Here is a 20,713-nt window from a genome sequence, read left to right on the forward strand (position 1 = left end):
GTTACGGGGTGATCGAGTAGCCGCGGCTGCTCATGCAGCTCTGGTAGTTCGCCGACGAGCTGCTGGTGGCCGAGTCGCCATTGCGCCGCTCTTCGCGCCGGCTCTGGCGCTGCTGTGAGTCGCCGACCACTACGCCGACCTTGGCCGTGTCGCGGGCCTGCTCCTGGCGGTACTCCTGTTTGATATCGTCATTCACCTTGTCATAGGCGCCGTCGTGTCGTTGCCCGCGCACCTCGGCCGCTGCCGCTCCGGCCACGGCGCCCTTGGCTGCGCCACGTAAGCGCTCACCGCCGCTGCTGCTCGTGGTGCTGCTGGCTGTACTGCTTGCGCTGCTCTGGCAGGCGGCAATGTCCGCCTGGATCTGCTGTTGGGTCTGGCCCTGCAGCGGCACCAGGGTTTCGCCATGGGCCAGTGGTAATCCCGCCAACAGCAGGGCAGCGGTCAGGAGGCAAAGGTACTTGGGGCTGGTCATGCTGAAGATCCTCCAACGCGTATGGGCTGAGACTTTTCAGTCTAGTCGCGCAAGGCTGCTGCGGATTGTCGTATATCAAGGATGTGTCCGCGGTCAGCGGTCTTGACTGGCTGGTCAGGCGCTGGCGTCGTCGTTAGTATTGTTAGTCTGCTAACTATGAGTTGGGTACCTGTCCGTGCCAACGCGTCATCAGCCCACCTTGGGCATCCTGCTGATTCTGGCTGCCGGGTTGTTGCTGGCCAGCCAGGATGCTTTGTCGAAGTCGCTTACGGCGGTGTACCCCCTGTTGTTGGTGGTATGGCTGCGCTACCTGTCGCAGAGCGTGCTGATGCTCGCCCTGTTTGCACCACGCATGGGCCTTAACCTGCTGCGCACCCAGCGGCCATGGTTGCAGTTGGTGCGTGGCCTGAGCCTGGTGGCCATCACCTTGCTGTTCTACAGCGCGCTGCGCTTTATCCCCTTGGGTGAGGCCACGGCGGTGATCTTTCTCGCGCCGCTGGTGGTTATTGTGCTGTCGGCCACCTGGCTGAAAGAGCACATCAGTCGCGGCCTGTGGCTGTCAGTGGGCGTTGGTCTGCTCGGCGTATTGCTGATCGTGCGCCCTGGTGGCGCGTTGTTTACTCCGGCGATCCTGTTGCCCTTGGGCGCGGCGTTCTGCTTTGGCCTGTATCAGCTCCTGACCCGGCGCCTGAGCAGCACCGACCACCCAGCCACCAGCAACTTTCTCTCCGCCCTGGTCGGCACCCTGAGCGTGAGCGTGCTGCTGCCCTGGTTCTGGCAGACGCCAACCCTGGTGGATGGCCTGCTGATGGCGACCCTGGGCGCCACCGCCATGACCGGGCACATGCTGCTGACCCATGCCTACCGCTTCGGTAGCGCCGCCAGCCTGGCGCCGTTCACCTATGTGCAAATCGTCACCGCGACCGTGCTGGGCATGCTGTTCTTCGACCACACGCCGGATCTCTGGGCGATTCTCGGCATGGCGGTGATCATCCTCAGTGGCTTCGCCCTGGCCTGGAGCCAACACCGCGCGACGGCCAACAGCTAGCGGCTGGCGAGAGTCGGGTGGCCGGTCTGCTGCGGACGCATGCAGGCGTATTTCCGGTGTTGGCGTAAGAGTTGCTATGTCTCCTCATCACTCAATGATGGGGCGCCGTATGAACAAGCATCTTCTGCTGTTGTTGGTCCTGTTGGGCGTTGCGCCATTGGCCCACGCGGCCACTGATGAGGCGATCAATACCGCCTGGGTCGTGCTCGCCAGTGCCCTGGTGTTCTTTATGCAGGCGGGTTTCGCCCTGCTGGAGAGCGGCATGTCGCGGGCCAAGAATGCCGTCAACGTGATGATGAAAAACTTCATGGACGGCTGCGTCGGCAGCATCATGTTCTGGCTGGTGGGCTTTGGCCTGATGTTTGGCGCCAACCTTACGGGCTGGTATGGCATGAGCCATTTTGCGCCCTACAGCGGCGAGCCCTGGGACTTCACCTTCCTGCTGTTTCAGATGATGTTCGCGGCCACGGCAGCAACCATCGCCAGCGGCGCCATGGCCGAGCGCACGCGTTACGGTGCTTACCTGATGGGTGCGTTGCTGATCTGCGGTTTCATTTATCCGGTCTTCGGCAGCTGGGCCTGGGGTGGCGCTTATGGCGGCCAGGGCTGGTTGGCGAAGCTGGGGTTTATCGACTTTGCCGGCTCCACCGTGGTGCATGGTGTGGGGGCCTGGTGTGCATTGGCGGGCATTTTGGTGCTGGGCCCGCGCCTGGGTCGCTTTGCTCCGGATGGTACGCCGCGTTCGATCCCTGGGCATAACCTCAGCCTGGTGACCTTGGGGGCTTTTATCCTTTGGGTCGGCTGGTTTGGCTTCAATGCCGGCAGCACCTTGAAGGTCGATGTCAGCCTGGGCCTGATTGCTCTGAACACCCATCTGGCAGCGGCGGCCGGCGCGCTCGGGGCGGTCCTGGCGCTGCGCAGCAGTTCCAGTCCGATCCTGCTTACCAGTACCGTCAATGGTGCCTTGGGTGGGCTGGTCGGCATCACGGCGGGCTGCGCCACCATGGCGCCGGCGTTTGCCTTGCTCACCGGTCTAGTTGCCGGTTTTCTGGTGATATACGGCATGCGCCTGATGGAGGCCCTGCGTCTTGATGATGTGGTGGGCGCGGTGCCGGTGCATGGTTTTGCCGGCGTCTGGGGCACGCTGGCGGCCGGCTTGTTTTATAGCGGTGATCTGTTTGATGGCTCACGGGTGCTGATCCAGTTGCTCGGTGTGGCCGCCGCCTTTCTCTGGGTGTTTCCACTGGCATTGATGATGTACTTGCTGATGGCCAAAACCATTGGCTTGCGTGTGCCTGTGCAGCACGAACAGCGTGGGCTGGACTTCTCTGAGCACGCGGAAGTGGGTTATCCCGAGTTTGGCCAGAGTGTGACCTTTGATGCCAGCGAGCTGGGTAGGAGGGCTTGAGATGAGTCTGAGTACACGCCGACGTGCGATCTATACCGGCCTCGCCAGTTATCTGACTGAAGATGAACTGTTGCCGATGCTGTCGCTGTGGGAGGCCAACTACGCAGACAAACCATCCTTTGCCCTGAATGAGTTTCTCGGCGAGGTGGCCAAGCGTTGCGGGCGCAAGCTGGAGCGCGCACTGCTGTACCGCGAGTTGATCAGCGTGATGAGTGGCCCCAGTTCGGCGCTGTTGCCGGACCCTGCGGCGCAGCTGGAAGCCTGGCGTAAAGGTGCTGGCGCCAAAGCCGTCGAAGTCAGCGGTCCGGATGCGCAGGCCCGGCAGACCTTCGAGGCCCTCAGCGATGCGCTGTTTGCCGGGTTGAGCGAGTCGCAGGTGATTTCTCTGCGGCGCTTTGCGGCGGCCAACCTGAATGACATGGGCATGGACACCGAGCTGCGCTTGCGTCTGCGTGGCTGGCTCGAGCGTGGCGGCACCTTGGCGCGCATTGGCCTCGATCTGCAGCAGCTGCGCAAACTCTTAAGCCTGCTGTATATCGGCCTGTGCGAGTACCTGGGGCCGGTCAAGGCTGATCAATTGCTGACGCGTGCGGTGCAGCAGGTCGAACTGCTGCAACTGCCGTTGGCGCCGCAGAAGCTGTTATAGCGCTGTACCAAGCCCTCGCCGTCGAGCCTCGGGCAAGACGGCGAGGTCACTTCAGAACAGGAAGTAGCGCTGCGCCAGCGGCAGCACATCGGCCGGTTCGCACCAGAGCAGTTGGCCATCGGCCTTGACCTGATAGGTCTGCGGATCAACTTCGATATCGGGCAGGTAGTCGTTGTGGATCAGGTCGCTCTTCTGCACGGTACGGCAGCCCTTGACCACGCCAATCTTCTTCTGCAAACCCAGTTGCTCTGGCACCCCGGCGTCGAAGGCGGCCTGGCTGATAAAGGTCAGGCTGGTGGCGTGCAGCATGCCAGCGTAGCTGCCGAACATCGGCCGGTAGTGCACCGGTTGTGGCGTTGGGATCGAGGCGTTGGCATCGCCCATCAGGCTGGCGGCAATCGCGCCCCCCTTGAGGATCAGTGTCGGCTTTACGCCGAAGAACGCCGGGCGCCACAGCACCAGATCGGCAAACTTGCCCACTTCGATGGAGCCCACTTCGTGGCTGATGCCGTGGGTGATCGCCGGGTTTATGGTGTACTTGGCGATGTAACGTTTGACCCGGAAGTTGTCGTTGCCTGGCCCGTCTTCTGGCAGAGCGCCGCGCTGCTGCTTCATCTTGTCGGCGGTCTGCCAGGTGCGGGTAATCACTTCGCCAACGCGGCCCATGGCCTGGCTGTCGGAGCTGATCATGCTGAACGCACCGAGGTCATGGAGGATGTCTTCGGCAGCGATAGTCTCGCGGCGGATCCGGCTTTCTGCAAAGGCCACGTCCTCGGCGATGCTCGGATCGAGGTGATGGCAGACCATCAGCATGTCCAGGTGTTCGTCGATGGTGTTCTTGGTGAACGGCCGGGTCGGGTTGGTCGAGCTGGGCAGCACGTTAGGGAAGCCGCAGGCCTTGATGATGTCCGGCGCATGGCCGCCGCCGGCACCTTCGGTGTGGTAGGTGTGGATGGTGCGGCCTTTGAAGGCGCCCAGGGTGGTTTCGACGAAACCGGATTCATTCAGGGTGTCGGTGTGGATCGCCACTTGTACATCGTACTCATCGGCCACGCTCAGGCAGTTGTCGATGGCCGCCGGAGTGGTGCCCCAGTCTTCGTGCAGCTTTAAGCCAATGGCGCCGGCCTTGACCTGCTCGATCAACGGCTCCGGCAGTGAGACGTTGCCCTTGCCGGTAAAGCCAATGTTCATCGGGAAGGCATCGGCGGCCTTGAGCATCATCGCCATATGCCACGGCCCTGGCGTGACCGTGGTGGCGTAGGTGCCGGTGGCCGGCCCCGTGCCGCCGCCGATCATGGTGGTGGTGCCGCTCATCAGGGCTTCTTCGATCTGCTGCGGGCAGATGAAGTGGATATGGGTGTCGACGCCGCCGGCGGTGAGGATCATGCCCTCGCCGGCGATCACTTCGGTGGCACCGCCGATGGCGATGGTGACGTTCGGCTGGATGTCCGGGTTACCGGCTTTGCCGATCGCGGCGATGCGCCCGCCTTTCAAGCCGACGTCGGCTTTGACAATGCCCCAGTGGTCGATGATCAGCGCGTTGGTGATCACCGTGTCGACTACATCCGCCGCGCACAGCTGGCTCTGGCCCATGCCGTCGCGGATGACCTTGCCGCCGCCGAACTTCACCTCGTCGCCGTAGGTGGTGAAGTCCTTTTCGACCTCGATCCACAGGTTGGTATCGGCCAGACGCACCTTGTCGCCGACGGTGGGGCCGAACATGTCGGCGTAGGCTTGACGGGAAATCTTCATCACAGCGCTCCCATGATACGACCGGCAAAGCCAAACACACGGCGCTCGCCAGCGAGGTCTACCAGTTCGACTTGGCGCGATTGGCCCGGCTCGAAGCGTACGGCGGTGCCAGCGGCGATATTCAGGCGCATACCGCGCGCGGCTGCGCGATCGAAGCTGAGCGCGTCATTGGTTTCGAAGAAGTGAAAATGCGATCCGACCTGGATCGGCCGGTCGCCGCTATTGGCTACGGTGATGCTCAAGGTGCGACGGCCGGCGTTGAGTTCGATTTCGCCGTCTTGGATCAGGTATTCGCCGGGGATCATGGCGCACTCCGCTCGGGGGTAAGGATCAATTGCATAAAGGTCAGGTCCAGCCAGCGGCCGAATTTGCGCCCGACTTGGGGCATCTGCCCGGTGATGGCGAAGCCAAAACGCTGGTGCAGGCCGATGGAGGCGGCGTTGCCGCTCTCGATGGCGGCGACCATCACGTGTTTGCCGTCTGCCCGGGCACGCTCGATTAGTGCGCCGAGCAGCCGTACGCCAAGGCCACGGCCGCGTTGCTCCGCGCTTATGTACAGCGAGTTTTCGACGGTGTTGCAGAAACCGTCGAAAGGCCGCCAGTCGCCATAGGCGGCATAGCCGAGCAGGTTGTCATCGGCATCCACCGCCACCAGTACCGGATAACCCTGCTGGCGACGTTCGGCCAGCCAGGCTTGGCGGTTGGCCAAATCGACGGTGGCATCCATCCAGATCGCCGTGGTGTTAAGCACGGCGTCGTTGAAGATGGTGCGGATGGCTTCCAGGTCGTTGTCGCGGGCGTCGCGAATCGAAATGCTCATGGCTCACGCGATCGGTTGATGGACGGTGACCAACTTGGTGCCGTCCGGGAAAGTGGCCTCGACCTGGATTTCCGGGATCATTTCCGGGATGCCTTCCATCACCTGCTCGCGGGTCAGTAGGGTCGTGCCGAAATGCATCAGCTCGGCCACGGTCTGGCCGTCGCGGGCACCTTCGAGCAGGGCGGCGCTGATGTAGGCCATGGCTTCCGGGTAGTTGAGCTTGACCCCGCGGGCCAGGCGCCGCTCGGCCACCAGGCCGGCGGTGAAGATCAACAGCTTGTCTTTTTCGCGGGGGGTGAGATCCATCAGGTACTCCAGATTCGTGGGGGCACGGCGGCGCGCCCGAGCAATACAGGGCGCAGCAGGCGCCAAAGGTCGATCAGCCAGGCGCGGGCATGCAGCGCTTCGCTGGCCAGGCAGCGGGCCACCAGCAGGCCTGGCAGTTGGCTTAGATCGCCGCGTACCAGGCTGGGAATCATGCGGCAACGTTCGAGTAGATCGGCGTCGATCTCGCCGCTGATCAGCAACGTGGCGAACACCGGTTGCCCGGCCAGGCCGATGGGCGAGTCGAGCAGGCCGTCGTCGCCGCGGATGCGCTGGCGCTCGTGCCAGAGCAGCTGCCCGTCGCGGCGGATATCCAGATGCGCCTGGAAATGCCCCGTGTTGAAGCGCTCGCCACTGGCCGGGCGACCGAGGGCGACCATGTCCCAGTAGCACAGGCGGGCGTCGCCTTCGAGCTCAATGCAAGTGCTGAGCTCGGCCTGGGCGCCGCAATAGACGATGGTTTCCTGGGGCAGCCATTCCAGGGTGGCGCCGGCGCCGACCTTGAGCTCAAGCCGCTGATAGGCGGGGCCTTTGGCGCGGTACCACTTGGCTGCGCCGGGGCTGGTCAGTTGCGCCCAGGCGTTGGCACCCACCGTGGCGGCAATGTCCAGACGATCACCGCCGGCAATCCCGCCTGGGGGGTGGACGATGATGTGCTGGCACACCTCGGGACCTTCGCCGTACAGGTGCTTCTGCACCCGCAGCGGGCCTTTGTGGCGGCGCAACGTGGGGCGCGTGGTCTCGCCGTCACGGCCATAGCCCAGCTCCAGCTCGGCATGCCAGCTGGGGGTGAACAGGGTGACGGGGACGGGTGCATTCATGGTGCTTGACCGTGGGGTGGGCCAGAAGGTGTACCGGCTTATTGCGCAAAGCGTGCCAGAACCCCTAAAGCCGTGTGCAGCAGACGCCGTAGCCCGCCGATTGCGGCGTCCATGAACCAGATTGAGGCGTGCGCGTGCATCGTGGTGCAGCAATATGGGCGCGATGCATCAGGATGGGGCGTTTACAGGCCCAGGTAATTCTTCACCCCGGTGAAGATGATCTGCGCGGCCAGGGCGCAGACGAACAGGCCCATCAGGCGGCTGACGATTTGCAAACCCTGATCACCGAGCAGGCGTTCGAACAGGTCGGAGAGGTACAGCACCAGCCCCACGGTAATGCTGGCGGCGAGGATGCCGAGCAGGGCCGGCAGTTTGTCGTCCCAGTGCGGTTGGCTGACGCCCATCACCAGCAGGGCGCCGATGGTGCCGGGGCCGACCGTGAGCGGAATGGTCAGCGGCACAATGGTGACGTCCTGCTGCAAGTTGTCGGCTTGCACCGCCGGCTTGCCCTGCGCCATGCCCAGGGCCGAGATAAACAGCACCGAGCCGGCACCAATGCGGAAGGCGTCAACGGTGATGCCGAACACGTCGAAGATGCTCTGGCCGAACAGGTACAGCAGGACGCTGGAAATCAGGGTGCCGATGGCCACCTTCCAGGCCAGGCGCTTGCGCTCCTTGACCGTGTAGCCGCGGGTCAGGCTGATAAAACACGACAGCACGAAGAACGGGCTGTAGAGCACCAGCATCTTCAGGTACAGGCTGAACATCGTGGGCAGCATGGACGGTGCTCTTGGTCGAGGGGTGTGGGTCAGCTCGGCGCTTGGTCCGGTTCTAACGTGTTGTGGCGATCACGCTCGGCCACCCAATGTTCGATCAGCTCGCGCAACTGCGACAGTTCTACCGGCTTGGCCACGTGGCCGTCCATGCCCACTTGGCGGGCGCGCTCCTTGTGCTCGGACATGATATGCGCGGTCAGGGCCACCACTGGGGTGCGCGGCTGCTGTTCGCGGGCTTCCCACTCGCGCAGCATCTGGGTGGCGGTAAAACCGTCGAGCACCGGCATTTCGCAGTCCATCAGCACCAGGTCGTAATGCTGTGCCTGCATGGCGCGCAGGGCCTGCTCGCCGTTGCTGGCGGTATCCGGGGTGAGGTTGAGCTTGTTGAGCATGCCGCGGATGACTTTGGTGGAGATGCTGTTGTCTTCGGCCACGAGGATGCGGAAGTCGCTGGGGAGCTGCGCCGGCAGCGGCTGCGTGCTGTACATCAGGCTGCTGCTGGTGACGCCCTGTTTGCGCTGGCTGAGCTCGTCGGCGAGGGTGGTTTTCAGCGTATAGCCGGCCACTGGCTTGGCCAGGATGCGCTTGATCCCGGCATTGCGGGCGATGATCTTGCTCGGCGCATTGCTGATGCCGGTGAGCATGATGATCAGAATGTCGTGGTTGAGGCTGGGGTCTTCCTTGATCTTGGCGGCCAGCTGCATGCCGGTCATGCCGGGCATGTCCTGGTCGAGCAGGACCACATCGAAGTATTCGCGCAGGTTGGCCTTGGTGCGCAGCAGGGCCAGGGCTTCTTTGCCTGACGGCGCGGTGGTGACGCTCATGCCCCAACTGGTGCATTGCTGTTGCAGCACTTTGCGGCAGGTGTCGTTGTCATCCACCACCAGCACGCGGGCATCCTGCAATTGCTGGTCGAGGGCGCTGCCAGGTTGCTGCAGGCGCTCGCTGTCCAACGGCAGGCTCAGCCACAGGGTGTTGCCCTGCTGGTTGCCACTCTGCACACCAAACTCGCCGGCCATCAGGCGCACCAACTGACGGGCGATAATCAGGCCGAGGCGGCCACCGAGCTTATTGCTGTCGAGGAAGTCCTTGCTGCGCAGCTCAGTGGTCAGCAGCGCCTCACGCTCGTCGGCCCGCAGGGGTTGGCCGCTGTCCTGCACGGCAATACGCAGGCGTGGGGTCGGGCCGCTGCCGTCGAGGGCCGCCACCAGTAGGATTTCGCCTTCTTCGGTCTGCTTGAAAGCGTTGTCCAGCAGGCTCAGCAGGGCTTGGCGCAAGCGTGTGGGATCGCCGCTGATCACGCGCGGTACCTGCGGCTGGATAAAGCTGATGAGCTCGACCTTTTGCTGTTCGGCCTTGGCGCGGAAGATCGCCAGGCAGTCTTCGATCAGGGCGTTAAGGTCGAACTGCACGTCGTCCAGCTCGATTTGCCCGGATTCGAGTTTGGAGATGTCGAGAATTTCGTTGATCAGCGTGAGCAGTTCGTTGCCGGAGCTGTGGATGGTTTCCACATAGTCGCGTTGCTTGGTCGACAGTGGGGTGCCCAATAGCAGCTCGGTCATGCCCAGCACGCCGTTCATCGGGGTGCGGATTTCGTGGCTGATCTTGGCCAGGAACTCGGCCTTGGCTTTCAGCTCGGCGTGGCTGGTGGCGAGGTTGCGGCTGGCGCTGAAGTCGTCCTGGACGATACGCCGCTGACGTTCGCTGAGGGCCATGCTGAGCAAAAAACCGCAGAGGGTGGCCGCGGCCAGCACGGTATAGGTCAGCCACTCCGAACGCACCTGCCAGTAACCGAGATACACCGGCAACGCGCCGCAGAAGGTTACGCAGAACACCAGCAGGGCCAGGGTGAACAGGCGTGCGGGGCGATAGCCATGGCGCCAGTGGTAGAAGGCGATCAACAGGATGCCCAGGGCGCTGATGGCAGTCAGCACATAGACCAACTGGTTGAACTGCAAGTCGGTGGTGGCCATCAGCAAGGCGGCGGTTAGGCCGATCAACAGCATTTCCCCCAGCAGCAGCTTGCCCAGTGGCGTGGTCGGGCAGACCTGGCGGAAGAAGCTGGCGGTAAAGCCCAGGGTGCAGAGCATGCTAAACAGAATGGCCAGGTTGAGAATGGTCGATTGCGCAGCTTGCCAGGCACCTAGCCAGGGGGCGCTGATGCCCTGCAGGGTCAGGGCGGCGAACAGGATCGACAGTTCCGTGGCGGCCAGCCACAGGGAACTGGGGGTGCGCACATAGGCGAAGCGCACCAGGTTGTAGAGCACCAGCATCACCAGGCCGCCGAGCAGGGCACCAAACAGGATGGCGCTGCTGTCGTCAGCGGCCAGGGCGGTGGTGGTGTGCAGGCTGATATCTGGGCGCAGTGCTTGTTCTGAGTTCAGACGCAGATACAGATCAATGGGTTGCTCGCTGGCTGGCAGTGGCAGGAGGAAGTCGCGGCTGGGCAGGGGGCGGCTGCTCAAGGGCAGTTTGTTGCCTGTGCGGGTGTGGCTCAGCAGCTGGTCGTTCTGCCACAGATACAGGTCGAGGTAGTCGAGAAACGGCGAGAATATGCGCAGCATTTGTTGCTGCTGGCTGGGTGCCAGGCGCATGTGCAGCCAGGTGGCCGTGTTGGCGCCGGGGGTGTAGAGCTGGTCGAGTGTCAGGGGAGTAAACAGCTCGCGCTGTTCGGGGCGACGAATATCGTCGATCTGCAGCTCGGCATGAGGGTCGAGTAGCAGGCTCCAGCCGCCTTCTTGCGCCTGGGCGCTAAGCGGGCCGAGCAGCGTCAGCAGTAGGCTGACGCAGAGTCCTATGGCAATCCTGAGCCGCGGCACGGGCGAAATCCCTTCGAAAGTAGTGGCCCGATTATAGCCAGACAACGGCCTGGCCGTAATCCGCAAAAGGTCATGTATCCGGTCAGATACACGACCTTGGGTCGCAGCGGCGTGAAACGGCGAATCAGTCCTCGCCGCGTTCGCGGGCGATGGCGCGATAGCCGATGTCGTTGCGGTAGAAACGGCCATTCCAGCGCACTTTTTCGGCCAGGCGGTAAGCCTGTTGCTGGGCTTCTTCTACGGTGCGGCCGATGGCCGTGGCGCAGAGCACGCGGCCGCCTGCGGTGACCACTTCACCGGCAGCGTTCAGCGCCGTACCGGCATGGAATACTTTGCCGTCCAGCTCGGCGGCGGCATCCAGGCCTTCGATTACGTCACCCTTGGCGTAGTCGGCCGGGTAGCCGCCGGCCGCCAGCACCACGCCCACGGTCGGGCGCGGGTCCCAGGTGGCTTCGACCTTGTCCAGCGCCTTGGCCAGGGCGGCCTCCACCAGCAGCACCAGGGAGCTTTCCAGACGGACCATGATCGGCTGGGTTTCCGGATCGCCGAAGCGGCAGTTGAACTCGATGACTTTCGGCTTGCCGGCCTTGTCGATCATCAGCCCGGCGTAGAGGAAGCCGGTGTAGACGTTGCCTTCGGCCGCCATGCCACGCACGGTCGGGTAGATCACTTCGTCCATCACGCGCTGGTGCACCTCGGCGGTGACCACTGGAGCTGGCGAGTAGGCGCCCATACCACCGGTGTTCGGGCCGGTATCGGCATCGCCAACGCGCTTGTGGTCCTGGCTGGTGGCCATCGGCAGCACGTTCTCGCCGTCTACCATGACGATAAAGCTGGCTTCTTCGCCGTCGAGGAATTCTTCGATCACCACGCGCGAACCGGCTTCACCGAAGGCATTGCCGGCGAGCATGTCGCGCACGGCGTCTTCGGCTTCCTGCAGGGTCATGGCGACGATCACGCCTTTACCGGCAGCCAGGCCGTCGGCCTTGACCACGATAGGCGCGCCGACCTTTTGCAGGTAGGCCAGGGCCGGCTCGACTTCGGTGAAGTTCTGGTAGTCGGCGGTGGGGATGTTCTGGCGCGCCAGGAAGTCCTTGGTGAAGGCCTTGGAGCCTTCCAGCTGAGCGGCAGCGGCGGTAGGGCCGAAGATGTCCAGCTTGCGGGCGCGGAACAGGTCAACCACGCCTTTCACCAGCGGCGCTTCCGGGCCGACGATGGTCAGCTGCACGTTCTTCTCAGCAAAATCAGCCAGCTGCTCAATGGCCAGCACGTCGATGGCGACGTTCTCGCACTTGGCTTCAGTGGCGGTGCCGGCGTTGCCGGGGGCGACGAAAACTTTGGCGACGCGCGGGTCTTGCGCCACTTTCCAGGCCAGGGCGTGTTCACGTCCGCCGCTGCCGATGATCAATACGTTCATGTTGGTCTCCTTGGGGAGGCTGGGCCTTGGCCCTTTTGGTGGATAAGCGAAGCGTTATCCACCCTACAAAAAAATTGGCACCGCAAAAACGAGGTCGCAATGAAGCTGGTAGATGCAAGGCGCCTAGGGTTTCGACAAGCGGAGTTGCCGTCTGGCAATGAGCATTGGCGGAACCCTAGGCAACACAGCAGATGCCGGTTTCAGTGCGGCCGGCATTAATGCCTAAAATGACGCATGCCGGTGAACACCATGGCGATATTGGCTTCATCGGCGGCGGCGATGACTTCGGCGTCGCGCATCGAACCACCCGGCTGGATCACGGCGGTGATGCCGTTGGCAGCAGCGTTATCCAGACCATCGCGGAACGGGAAGAAGGCATCCGATGCCATTACCGAGCCGGCCACTTGCAGGCCCGCGTGTTCGGCTTTGATGGCGGCGATACGGGCGGAGTTGACGCGGCTCATCTGGCCGGCGCCGACGCCGATGGTCTGACGGCCCTTGGCGTAGACGATGGCGTTGGATTTGACGAACTTGGCCACTTTCCAGGCGAAGATCAGGTCATGGATTTCCTGTTCGCTCGGTGCGCGCTTGGTCACCACTTTCAGGTCGGAGGCGGTGATCATGGCGATGTCGCGGCTCTGCACCAGCAGGCCGCCGTTGACGCGTTTGAAGTCCCAACCGGCGCTGCGCTCGGCGGCCCACTCGCCACATTCAAGCAGGCGCACGTTGGCTTTGGCCGCGACGACAGCGCGCGCTTTAGCACTGATTTTCGGCGCGATGATCACTTCGACGAACTGACGGTCGACGATCGCCTGAGCGGTGGCGGCGTCCAGCTCGCGGTTGAAGGCGATGATGCCGCCGAAGGCCGATTCGGTGTCGGTGGCGTAGGCCAGTTCGTAGGCTTGGCGAATGCCGCCTTCGCTGTCCAGGGCCACGGCCACGCCGCACGGGTTGGCGTGCTTGACGATCACGCAGGCCGGCTTGACGAAGCTCTTCACACACTCAAGGGCAGCATCGGTGTCAGCCACGTTGTTGAACGACAGCTCTTTGCCCTGCAGTTGCACGGCAGTGGAAATGCTGGCCTCGCCTTTTTGTGCTTCCACGTAGAACGCCGCGCTCTGGTGTGGGTTCTCGCCGTAACGCATTTCCTGAGCCTTGATGAACTGGCTGTTGAAAGTCTGCGGGAAGGTGCCGCGGGCTTCAGTGGACAGGGTTGCTGCCGCTTGGTCGATGGTGCCCAGGTAGTTGGCGATCATGCCGTCGTAGGCGGCGGTGTGCTCGAAGGCCTTGAGCATCAGGGCGAAGCGCTCGGCGTAGGTCAGGCCGCCGGCTTGCAGGCTGGCCAGTACGTCGCTGTAGTCACCCGCGTTAACCACGATGGCCACGTCTTTGTGGTTCTTGGCGGCGGAGCGGACCATGGTCGGGCCGCCGATGTCGATGTTCTCGATGGCGTCCGGCAGGGTGCAGCCTGGCTTGGCTACGGTGGCGGCGAACGGGTAGAGGTTGACCGCCACCAGGTCGATCGGCTTGATGCCGTGCTCGCTCATGATGCCGTCGTCGATGCCGCGGCGACCAAGGATGCCGCCGTGGATTTTCGGGTGCAGGGTTTTCACCCGGCCGTCCATCATTTCTGCGAAGCCGGTGTAGTCGGCCACTTCGACCGCGGGTACGCCGTTGTCCTGCAGCAGCTTGAAGGTGCCGCCGGTGGAGAGGATTTCCACGCCGAGGTTTACCAGTTCGCGGGCGAACTCAAGGATGCCGGTCTTGTCGGAGACGCTGATCAGGGCGCGGCGGACAGGGAGGCGAGTGGTCTGGTCGGTCATGGTGGTTTCCATCAGGCGGTCAAAGGATTTATCAGCAAAAAGGCCGACGCATCGCGCGCCGGCCTTTTCCATCACATTCTCGGGTTACAGCAGGTCGTACTGTTTGAGCTTCTTGCGCAGGGTGCCGCGATTCAGGCCGAGCAGTTCGGAGGCCTTGGTCTGGTTGCCCTTGACGTAATTCATCACGGTTTCCAGCAGCGGTGCCTCGACTTCGGACAGCACCAGGTTGTAGACGTCGGTGACGTCGGCACCTTCCAGGCGGGTGAAGTAGTTGTGCAGTGCCCGCTCCACATTGCCGCGCAAGGTCTGGCCTTCGGCGCTTGGGGTGTTGAGGTGCTGCTTCAGATTAACGTTGTCACTCACCGCTGTTGCCCCATCAAAGGTTGCTACCTGAAAGCCATTCAGCTCAGGAAAATGCTCGGTCATGGTTGTCATGCGGCCACTCCTTGTTTTTCGTTATGCCGCTCGATGAAAAACTGTCGAACGTTGGCGCACTGTGCGTCCGTGGACTCCAACCGGTTGAACTGGGCGCGAAACTCCCTGGCGCCCGGCAGGGTGGCGAGGTACCAGCCGACATGCTTGCGCGCAATGCGCACGCCCATCACGTCGCCATAGAAGGCGTGCAGGGCGGCCAGGTGCTCCAGCAAAATGCCTTCTACTTCCAGCAAACTCGGCGCTGGCAGTTGCGTGCCCGTCGCCAGGTAATGATCGATCTCGCGGAAAATCCACGGTCGGCCCTGTGCCGCGCGGCCGATCAACAAGCCATCGGCGCCGGTGGCGTCGAGTACCTGCCGGGCTTTTTGCGGCGAGTCGATGTCGCCATTGGCGAACACCGGCAGTGTTACGGCCTGCTTGATCGCGGCGATGGTGTCGTACTCGGCCTCGCCGGTGTACAGGTCAGCGCGTGTGCGGCCATGCACGGCCAGGGCGCTGATGCCGCTCTGTTCGGCGATTTTCGCCACGGTCAGGCCGTTCTTGTTCGCCCGGTCCCAGCCGGTGCGGATCTTTAGGGTCACCGGCACATCCACGGCGGCGACTACCGCCTGCAGAATCGCGCTGACCAACTGTTCGTCCTTCATCAACGCGGAGCCGGCGGCCTTGTTGCAGACCTTTTTGGCCGGGCAGCCCATGTTGATGTCGATAATCTGTGCACCCATCTCGACATTGCGCCGGGCGGCTTCGGCCAGCATCTGCGGGTCTGAACCTGCGATCTGCACCGAGCGTGGCTCGGCGTCGCCGCTATGGATCATGCGCAGGCTGGATTTGCGCGTGTTCCACAAGCTGACATCGCTGGTGACCATTTCCGAGACCACCAGGCCGGCGCCCAGGCGTCGGCACAGCTGACGAAAAGGCTGGTCAGTGACCCCGGCCATGGGCGCGAGAATCAGCTGATTGGGCAATGTATACGGGCCGATGCGTACCGCCGACATGGGTCTTCCCTGCAGTTGGCTGGATCGGATGAGTGCGAAAAAGGGTGGGCATGATACCCGCTCTAGATGTCCGGATAAAGGCTGTTTTGAACAAATTATGAACAGTGCAGGGCTTATCGCGAAGGGTTTGGTTTGGCCTGTAGGCGCCGCTATTACAGCGCCTGCGACTTATTCCGGGGAGTGGAAGCTGAGGCTGTAGTTCACGGCCTTGGTGCCCGGGTCGAGGATGTCCAGGGCGATGTGGATTGGGGTTTGCGGCGGCATTTCGGCCTGACCAGCGAGTTCGCCGGCGAGGTATTCGCTGGGTTTGAAGCGGCGGCTGGCGAGCAGTTGGCCGTTCATGTCAGCGAAGCGCAGCTCCAGCAGCGGGAAGGGCTGGGAGAAGGGCGCGCGGTTGTACAGGATGGCGTCGACGATCAGCGCACCGGCAAAATCCGGGTGGCTGCGCACCACCAGGTTGCTGCTCTTGATCAGGCTGATTTCCACCTTGGACGGCAGTTTGCAGCCGAGCTCTGGGCACAGTTGCTCAAACCAGGGGCGGTACTGATCCTGGCGTGCCAGTTCGTCGAAGTGGTAGTTGGTGTACTGGGCGCCAAGCGCCAGCAGGCCAAACAGGTTCAGCGCCAGCCAGCCAAGGGTTCGGCCCCAGGGCTTTTTCGCCGGTTGTTGCCAGTCCAGTTGCAGCGGTTCCTGCTCCAGGTGCAGCAGGCCTTCGTCGCGCAGGCCCGGCTCGTTGCGCGGGCTGCGGTAGTCGCTGTCGCTGATGCTCTGTTGTTCTGCCGGCTCTTGCAGCTCGTCACGCTCGTGCTCGTCGTCCTCCGCCTCGATGGCGCTGAGTGGCGGTTCGTCACGTTCGGCGTGCAGGGGCTCCGGCTCTGTGCTCGGGGTGTAGCTTTCGACCTGGAAACTGTTGAGGTTCAGGGTCGGTTCGCTGCGTGCTGGCGTACTCGGTGCGGCGGCGGGCTCTACTGGTGCGGCGCTGGCGGGTTCGACGATGGGCGTCGGTGCAGTGTTCACTTCACTGCGAACGGTTGCGCGGCTCTCCGGTGGGGCGGGGCGTGCGGCGTTGCTGTCGTTGCGCAGCAGGCTTTCGGCCCAATCTTCGTCGTAGGCCTTGGCCGGTTCGCGAGAGTTTAGAAAGCGTTCGGTCGGGTCCGGGGCGCGGGCAATGGCCAGGAAGTCCTGGGACAGCTGTTGTTCCTGCTCTTCCAGTTTGGCCAGTGCGTCATCGAGGTCGATGCTGTCCAGATCCAAGTCGTCGTGAATCCACAGGGTTTTGCTCGGCTGTTTGCCGGCCGGTGTTGCTTGTTCAGTGGGTGTGGGCGCGCTTGCCGCAGGTGCAGGTGCAGGTGCAGGTGCAGGTGCAGCTGGCTGAGCGCTGGTCGGCGTCGGACGTGGTGCTGGCGGTTGGCTTGGGGCGCTCGTGCGCACCTGCTGCGGCAGTTGGCTAAGCAGCTGCTGGCCAGCATTGAACACATGCAGACAGGCTCCGCAACGAACCGCGCCATGGGCGGCGCTCAGCTGCGCGCGACTGACGCGGAAGCTGGTGCGGCAATGGGGGCATTGGGTGACGAAGCTGTCGGTCATGCGGCGGTCCGTGCAAAACGAGGCGTTAGTCTAACGCAAGCTGTATGCCCTGCGAGCATCAGTGCCGACGGCCGCTGATGCGTACCCAGCCATCACGGATGCACAGCGGATCAAGGTCGAAAGCGTCGGCGTAGGCCGCGGCCACGTCTTCACCCTGTTCGGCGAGGATGCCCGACAGTGCCAGGCGGCCGCCCGGCTTGACCAGGCTGGTGATCTGCGGGGCCAAAGCCACCAGTGGGCCTGCGAGAATATTGGCGACCACCACGTCAGCCTGCTCGGCTGGCAGTTGTTCCGGCAGGTAGAGCGGGAAGCGGCTGGCGTCGATGCCGTTGCGTTCGGCGTTGTCGCGCGAGGCCTCGATGGCCTGGTAGTCGATGTCGGTGCCGACCGCCTGTTTGGCGCCGAGCAGCAGGGCCGCGATGGCCAGAATCCCCGAGCCGCAGCCGAAGTCCAGCACGTTGCAGTCCTGCAGGTCCTGGCCGTCCAGCCATTCCAGGCACAGGGCGGTGGTTGGGTGGGTGCCGGTGCCGAAGGCCAGGCCTGGGTCGAGCAGCAGGTTGACGGCGTCCGGTTCCGGCGCGGCATGCCAGCTCGGCACGATCCACAGGCGCTGGCCGAAACGCATCGGCTGGAAGTTGTCCATCCAACTGCGTTCCCAGTCCTGGTCGGCAATGACTTCAGCATGGCGCTCTGGCAGTTCGGCGCCGGTCAGCAGTTGCAGGTGGGCGAACACTGCGTCGGCATCGGTATCGGCCTCGAACAGCGCGAGCAGGTGGGTGTGCGACCACAGCGGGGTCGTGCCCAGGTCTGGCTCGAAAATCGGCTGGTCTTCGGCGTCCATAAAGGTCACCGACACGGCGCCGACTTCCAGCAGCGCGTCTTCGTAGGTTTCCGCCTGCTCTGGGGTGATGGCGAGACGGACTTGTAACCAGGGCATGGGAAACCTCGTGAACACGGTGGCGTGATGGCGCAAATTGGCGCGCAGCTTACTTGAAGCCAGGGGTTGCCTGCCACCGGTGGCGGGCCGGAAACGACAAGGGCTGCCCAATGGCAGCCCTTGTAGAAAGCTTGATCAATGACCTCGCGAGCTAGAGCGAGACAAGGAAAAAACAGCCGAGGAAGCGGAGTTTACGTCTGTAAATGAGCATTCCGAGGCTGTTTTTGACGCTGTATCGCCGACGCGCAGCAGGTCATGGCGGCTTAGTGCTTATCCATACCCAGTTTCTTTTCCAGATAATGGATATTCACGCCGCCTTTGCAGAAGCCCTTGTCGCGGACCAAATCGCGGTGCAGCGGGATGTTGGTTTTGATCCCGTCGACGACGATTTCCTCCAGGGCGTTGCGCATGCGTGCCATGGCCTCGTCACGGGTTGCCCCGTAGGTGATCAGCTTGCCGATCAGCGAGTCATAGTTCGGCGGTACGCTGTAGCCGCTGTACAGGTGCGAGTCGACCCGCACGCCATTACCGCCAGGGGCATGGAAGTGCTTGACCTTGCCGGGGCTCGGCATAAAGGTCGACGGGTCTTCGGCGTTGATCCGGCATTCCAGGGCATGACCGCGGATGACCACGTCGTCCTGGGTGAAGGACAACTTGTTGCCGGCGGCAATGCTGAGCATTTCCTTGACGATGTCGATGCCGGTGACCATCTCGGAAACCGGGTGTTCGACCTGTACGCGGGTGTTCATTTCAATAAAGTAGAAATGCCCGTTCTCGTAGAGGAACTCGAAGGTGCCGGCGCCACGGTAGCCGATGTCGATGCAGGCTTTGACGCAGCGGGCCTGCACTTCAGCGCGGGCTTTCTCGTCGATGCCCGGTGCTGGCGCTTCTTCCAACACCTTCTGGTGCCGGCGCTGCAGCGAGCAATCGCGGTCGCCGAGGTGAATGGCGTGGCCCTGACCGTCCGACAGCACCTGGACTTCCACGTGGCGCGGGTTGGTGAGGAATTTTTCCAGGTAGACCATCGGGTTGCCAAACGCTGCACCGGCTTCGGTGCGGGTCAGCTTGGCCGACTTGATCAGGTCTTCTTCGTTGTGCACCACGCGCATGCCGCGACCACCGCCGCCGCCAGCGGCTTTGATGATCACCGGATAGCCGACTTCACGGCCGATGGCCAGGGCGGTTTCTTCGTCTTCTGGCAACGGGCCGTCGGAGCCGGGTACGGTCGGTACGCCGGCGGCGATCATGGCGTGCTTGGCAGACACCTTGTCGCCCATCAGGCGAATGGTGTCGGCGGTCGGGCCGATAAAGGCGAAGCCGGATTTCTCCACCTGTTCGGCGAAGTCGGCGTTCTCGGCGAGGAAGCCATAGCCAGGGTGAATGGCGGTGGCGCCGGTCACTTCGGCCGCAGCGATGATCGCCGGGATGTGCAGGTACGACTGGGCAGCTGACGCCGGGCCGATGCACACGGTTTCGTCTGCCAGGCCCAGGTGCATCAATTCACGGTCGGCGGTGGAGTACACCGCGACGGTCTTGATGCCCATTTCCTTGCAGGCGCGAACGATGCGCAGGGCAATTTCGCCGCGGTTGGCGATCAGGACTTTTTGCAGCATTGCAGGCACTCCGCGGTTCAAACGATGGTGAACAGCGGTTGGTCGTATTCCACCGGCTGACCGTTTTCCACCAGGATGGATTCGATCACGCCACTGGTTTCGGCCTCGATGTGGTTCATCATTTTCATCGCTTCAACGATGCAAAGGATGTCGCCCTTCTTCACGCTCTGGCCGATTTCGACAAAGGCAGGCGAAGTCGGTGCCGGGGTGCGGTAGAAGGTGCCGACCATTGGCGAGCGGGCCACGGTGCCGTTCAGCTTCGGTGCTGCAGCTTCAGCGGCAGCGACGGGTGCAGCCGCGGCCACAGGTGCAGCGGCCGGAGCCGGTGCCATGGCCGGTGCGTACATCGGCTGGGCGTAGGCGGGCTGCTTGCTGTGGCGGCTGATGCGCACAGACTCTTCGCCTTCGCGGATTTCAAGTTCATCGATGCCAGATTCTTCCAGCAGTTCGATCAGTTTTTTAACTTTACGGATATCCATTCAGCAGCGACTCCCAAAGTGAGGTCAGGGGCGTTCAAGTTGTTCGATTGCCGCGTCCAGGGCCAGGCGATAGCCGGTGGCACCCAGACCGCAGATCACTCCCACAGCCACATCGGAGAAGTAGGAGTGATGACGGAAAGCTTCGCGTTTGTGCACGTTGGAGAGGTGCACTTCGATGAATGGGATGCTCACCGCCAGCAATGCGTCACGTAATGCGACGCTGGTATGGGTAAAAGCGGCAGGATTGATCAGGATAAAGTCGACGCCTTCGTTGCGCGCGGCGTGAATTCGCTCGATCAGCTCGTACTCGGCATTGCTCTGCAGGTACTGCAGGTGGTGGCCGGCTTCGCGAGCACGGCGCTCCAGGTCGAGGTTGATCTGTTCCAAGGTGGTGGCGCCGTAGACGCCTGGCTCGCGGGTGCCCAACAGATTCAGGTTGGGGCCGTGGAGCACCAGTAGGGTGGCCATGGGAATGTCCTTTATGGTCGTGCGGGGACTATGCCGAATGCCTGCCGGCCTGTCCAGTTACCAGCAATAGCCA

At 63.0% G+C, this 20,713-nt stretch carries 20 protein-coding genes; 3 read left to right on the plus strand and 17 right to left on the minus strand.

The genetic code is table 11. The features are described from left to right. Position 1: 1 nt before the first annotated feature. On the minus strand, positions 2-472 hold the full coding sequence (locus tag AC56DI_RS17315) for a hypothetical protein (RefSeq protein ID WP_496347248.1): 471 nt from the start codon (positions 470-472) through the stop codon (positions 2-4). A 175-nt stretch (positions 473-647) separates the two neighbouring features. On the opposite strand from AC56DI_RS17315, the gene AC56DI_RS17320 reads away from it, so the two are divergent. From AC56DI_RS17320 to AC56DI_RS17330, 3 genes are all read left to right on the plus strand, one after another. Then, on the plus strand, positions 648-1,520 hold the full coding sequence (locus AC56DI_RS17320; protein ID WP_496347249.1) for a DMT family transporter: 873 nt from the start codon (positions 648-650) through the stop codon (positions 1,518-1,520). 109 nt (positions 1,521-1,629) lie between these two features. Then, entirely contained in the window at positions 1,630-2,928 is a 1,299-nt protein-coding gene (locus AC56DI_RS17325) for an ammonium transporter (protein WP_496347250.1), read from the plus strand. 1 nt (position 2,929) lies between these two features. Next, on the plus strand, positions 2,930-3,574 hold the full coding sequence (locus AC56DI_RS17330) for a hypothetical protein (RefSeq protein ID WP_496347251.1): 645 nt from the start codon (positions 2,930-2,932) through the stop codon (positions 3,572-3,574). 51 nt (positions 3,575-3,625) lie between these two features. Here AC56DI_RS17330 and ureC read toward each other — a convergent pair whose 3' ends face one another. The 16 genes from ureC to aroQ form a co-directional block, all read right to left on the minus strand. Beyond that, entirely contained in the window at positions 3,626-5,326 is a 1,701-nt protein-coding gene (gene ureC / locus AC56DI_RS17335; RefSeq protein WP_496347252.1) for an urease subunit alpha, read from the minus strand. Then, positions 5,326-5,631 (minus strand): urease subunit beta, encoded by a 306-nt coding sequence (locus AC56DI_RS17340; protein WP_496347253.1) that lies wholly within the window; start codon positions 5,629-5,631, stop codon positions 5,326-5,328. The genes ureC and AC56DI_RS17340 overlap by 1 nt, the downstream gene beginning before the upstream one ends. After that, entirely contained in the window at positions 5,628-6,146 is a 519-nt protein-coding gene (locus AC56DI_RS17345; RefSeq protein WP_496347254.1) for a GNAT family N-acetyltransferase, read from the minus strand. Before AC56DI_RS17345 ends, AC56DI_RS17340 begins: the two co-directional genes overlap by 4 nt. A gap of 3 nt (positions 6,147-6,149) precedes the next feature. Further along, complete coding sequence (gene ureA, locus AC56DI_RS17350) at positions 6,150-6,452, minus strand: urease subunit gamma (RefSeq protein ID WP_057397787.1); 303 nt, start codon at positions 6,450-6,452, stop codon at positions 6,150-6,152. Then, positions 6,452-7,291, minus strand: coding sequence for an urease accessory protein UreD (locus AC56DI_RS17355; RefSeq protein WP_496347255.1), 840 nt, complete (start codon positions 7,289-7,291; stop codon positions 6,452-6,454). The genes ureA and AC56DI_RS17355 overlap by 1 nt, the downstream gene beginning before the upstream one ends. Positions 7,292-7,473: 182 nt before the next feature. After that, positions 7,474-8,070, minus strand: a complete 597-nt coding sequence (locus AC56DI_RS17360; RefSeq protein ID WP_496347256.1) for a MarC family protein — start codon at positions 8,068-8,070, stop codon at positions 7,474-7,476. A 29-nt stretch (positions 8,071-8,099) separates the two neighbouring features. Then, positions 8,100-10,886, minus strand: coding sequence for a hybrid sensor histidine kinase/response regulator (locus tag AC56DI_RS17365; RefSeq protein ID WP_496347257.1), 2,787 nt, complete (start codon positions 10,884-10,886; stop codon positions 8,100-8,102). Between the two features lie 124 nt (positions 10,887-11,010). Next, a complete protein-coding gene (gene purD, locus AC56DI_RS17370) occupies positions 11,011-12,303 on the minus strand; it encodes a phosphoribosylamine--glycine ligase (protein WP_496347258.1) in 1,293 nt (430 codons plus the stop codon). A gap of 215 nt (positions 12,304-12,518) precedes the next feature. Next, a complete protein-coding gene (gene purH / locus AC56DI_RS17375) occupies positions 12,519-14,126 on the minus strand; it encodes a bifunctional phosphoribosylaminoimidazolecarboxamide formyltransferase/IMP cyclohydrolase (RefSeq protein WP_496347259.1) in 1,608 nt (535 codons plus the stop codon). 84 nt (positions 14,127-14,210) lie between these two features. After that, on the minus strand, positions 14,211-14,561 hold the full coding sequence (gene fis / locus AC56DI_RS17380) for a DNA-binding transcriptional regulator Fis (protein WP_422589561.1): 351 nt from the start codon (positions 14,559-14,561) through the stop codon (positions 14,211-14,213). After that, positions 14,558-15,556, minus strand: coding sequence for a tRNA dihydrouridine synthase DusB (gene dusB, locus AC56DI_RS17385; RefSeq protein ID WP_496347260.1), 999 nt, complete (start codon positions 15,554-15,556; stop codon positions 14,558-14,560). Before dusB ends, fis begins: the two co-directional genes overlap by 4 nt. A 168-nt stretch (positions 15,557-15,724) precedes the next feature. Further along, a complete protein-coding gene (locus AC56DI_RS17390; protein WP_496347261.1) occupies positions 15,725-17,143 on the minus strand; it encodes a DUF3426 domain-containing protein in 1,419 nt (472 codons plus the stop codon). A gap of 58 nt (positions 17,144-17,201) precedes the next feature. Continuing rightward, positions 17,202-18,080 (minus strand): 50S ribosomal protein L11 methyltransferase, encoded by an 879-nt coding sequence (gene prmA, locus AC56DI_RS17395; protein ID WP_496347262.1) that lies wholly within the window; start codon positions 18,078-18,080, stop codon positions 17,202-17,204. Between the two features lie 263 nt (positions 18,081-18,343). Continuing rightward, positions 18,344-19,693, minus strand: coding sequence for an acetyl-CoA carboxylase biotin carboxylase subunit (gene accC, locus AC56DI_RS17400; protein ID WP_324517223.1), 1,350 nt, complete (start codon positions 19,691-19,693; stop codon positions 18,344-18,346). Positions 19,694-19,710: 17 nt separating this feature from the next. Then, positions 19,711-20,172 (minus strand): acetyl-CoA carboxylase biotin carboxyl carrier protein, encoded by a 462-nt coding sequence (gene accB / locus AC56DI_RS17405; protein WP_496347263.1) that lies wholly within the window; start codon positions 20,170-20,172, stop codon positions 19,711-19,713. Positions 20,173-20,196: 24 nt separating this feature from the next. Further along, positions 20,197-20,640, minus strand: coding sequence for a type II 3-dehydroquinate dehydratase (aroQ, locus tag AC56DI_RS17410; protein WP_324517225.1), 444 nt, complete (start codon positions 20,638-20,640; stop codon positions 20,197-20,199). Between the last annotated feature and the right edge of the window lie 73 nt (positions 20,641-20,713).

This window comes from Pseudomonas sp. BGA-UO-ETr-WB11, assembly GCF_059567785.1.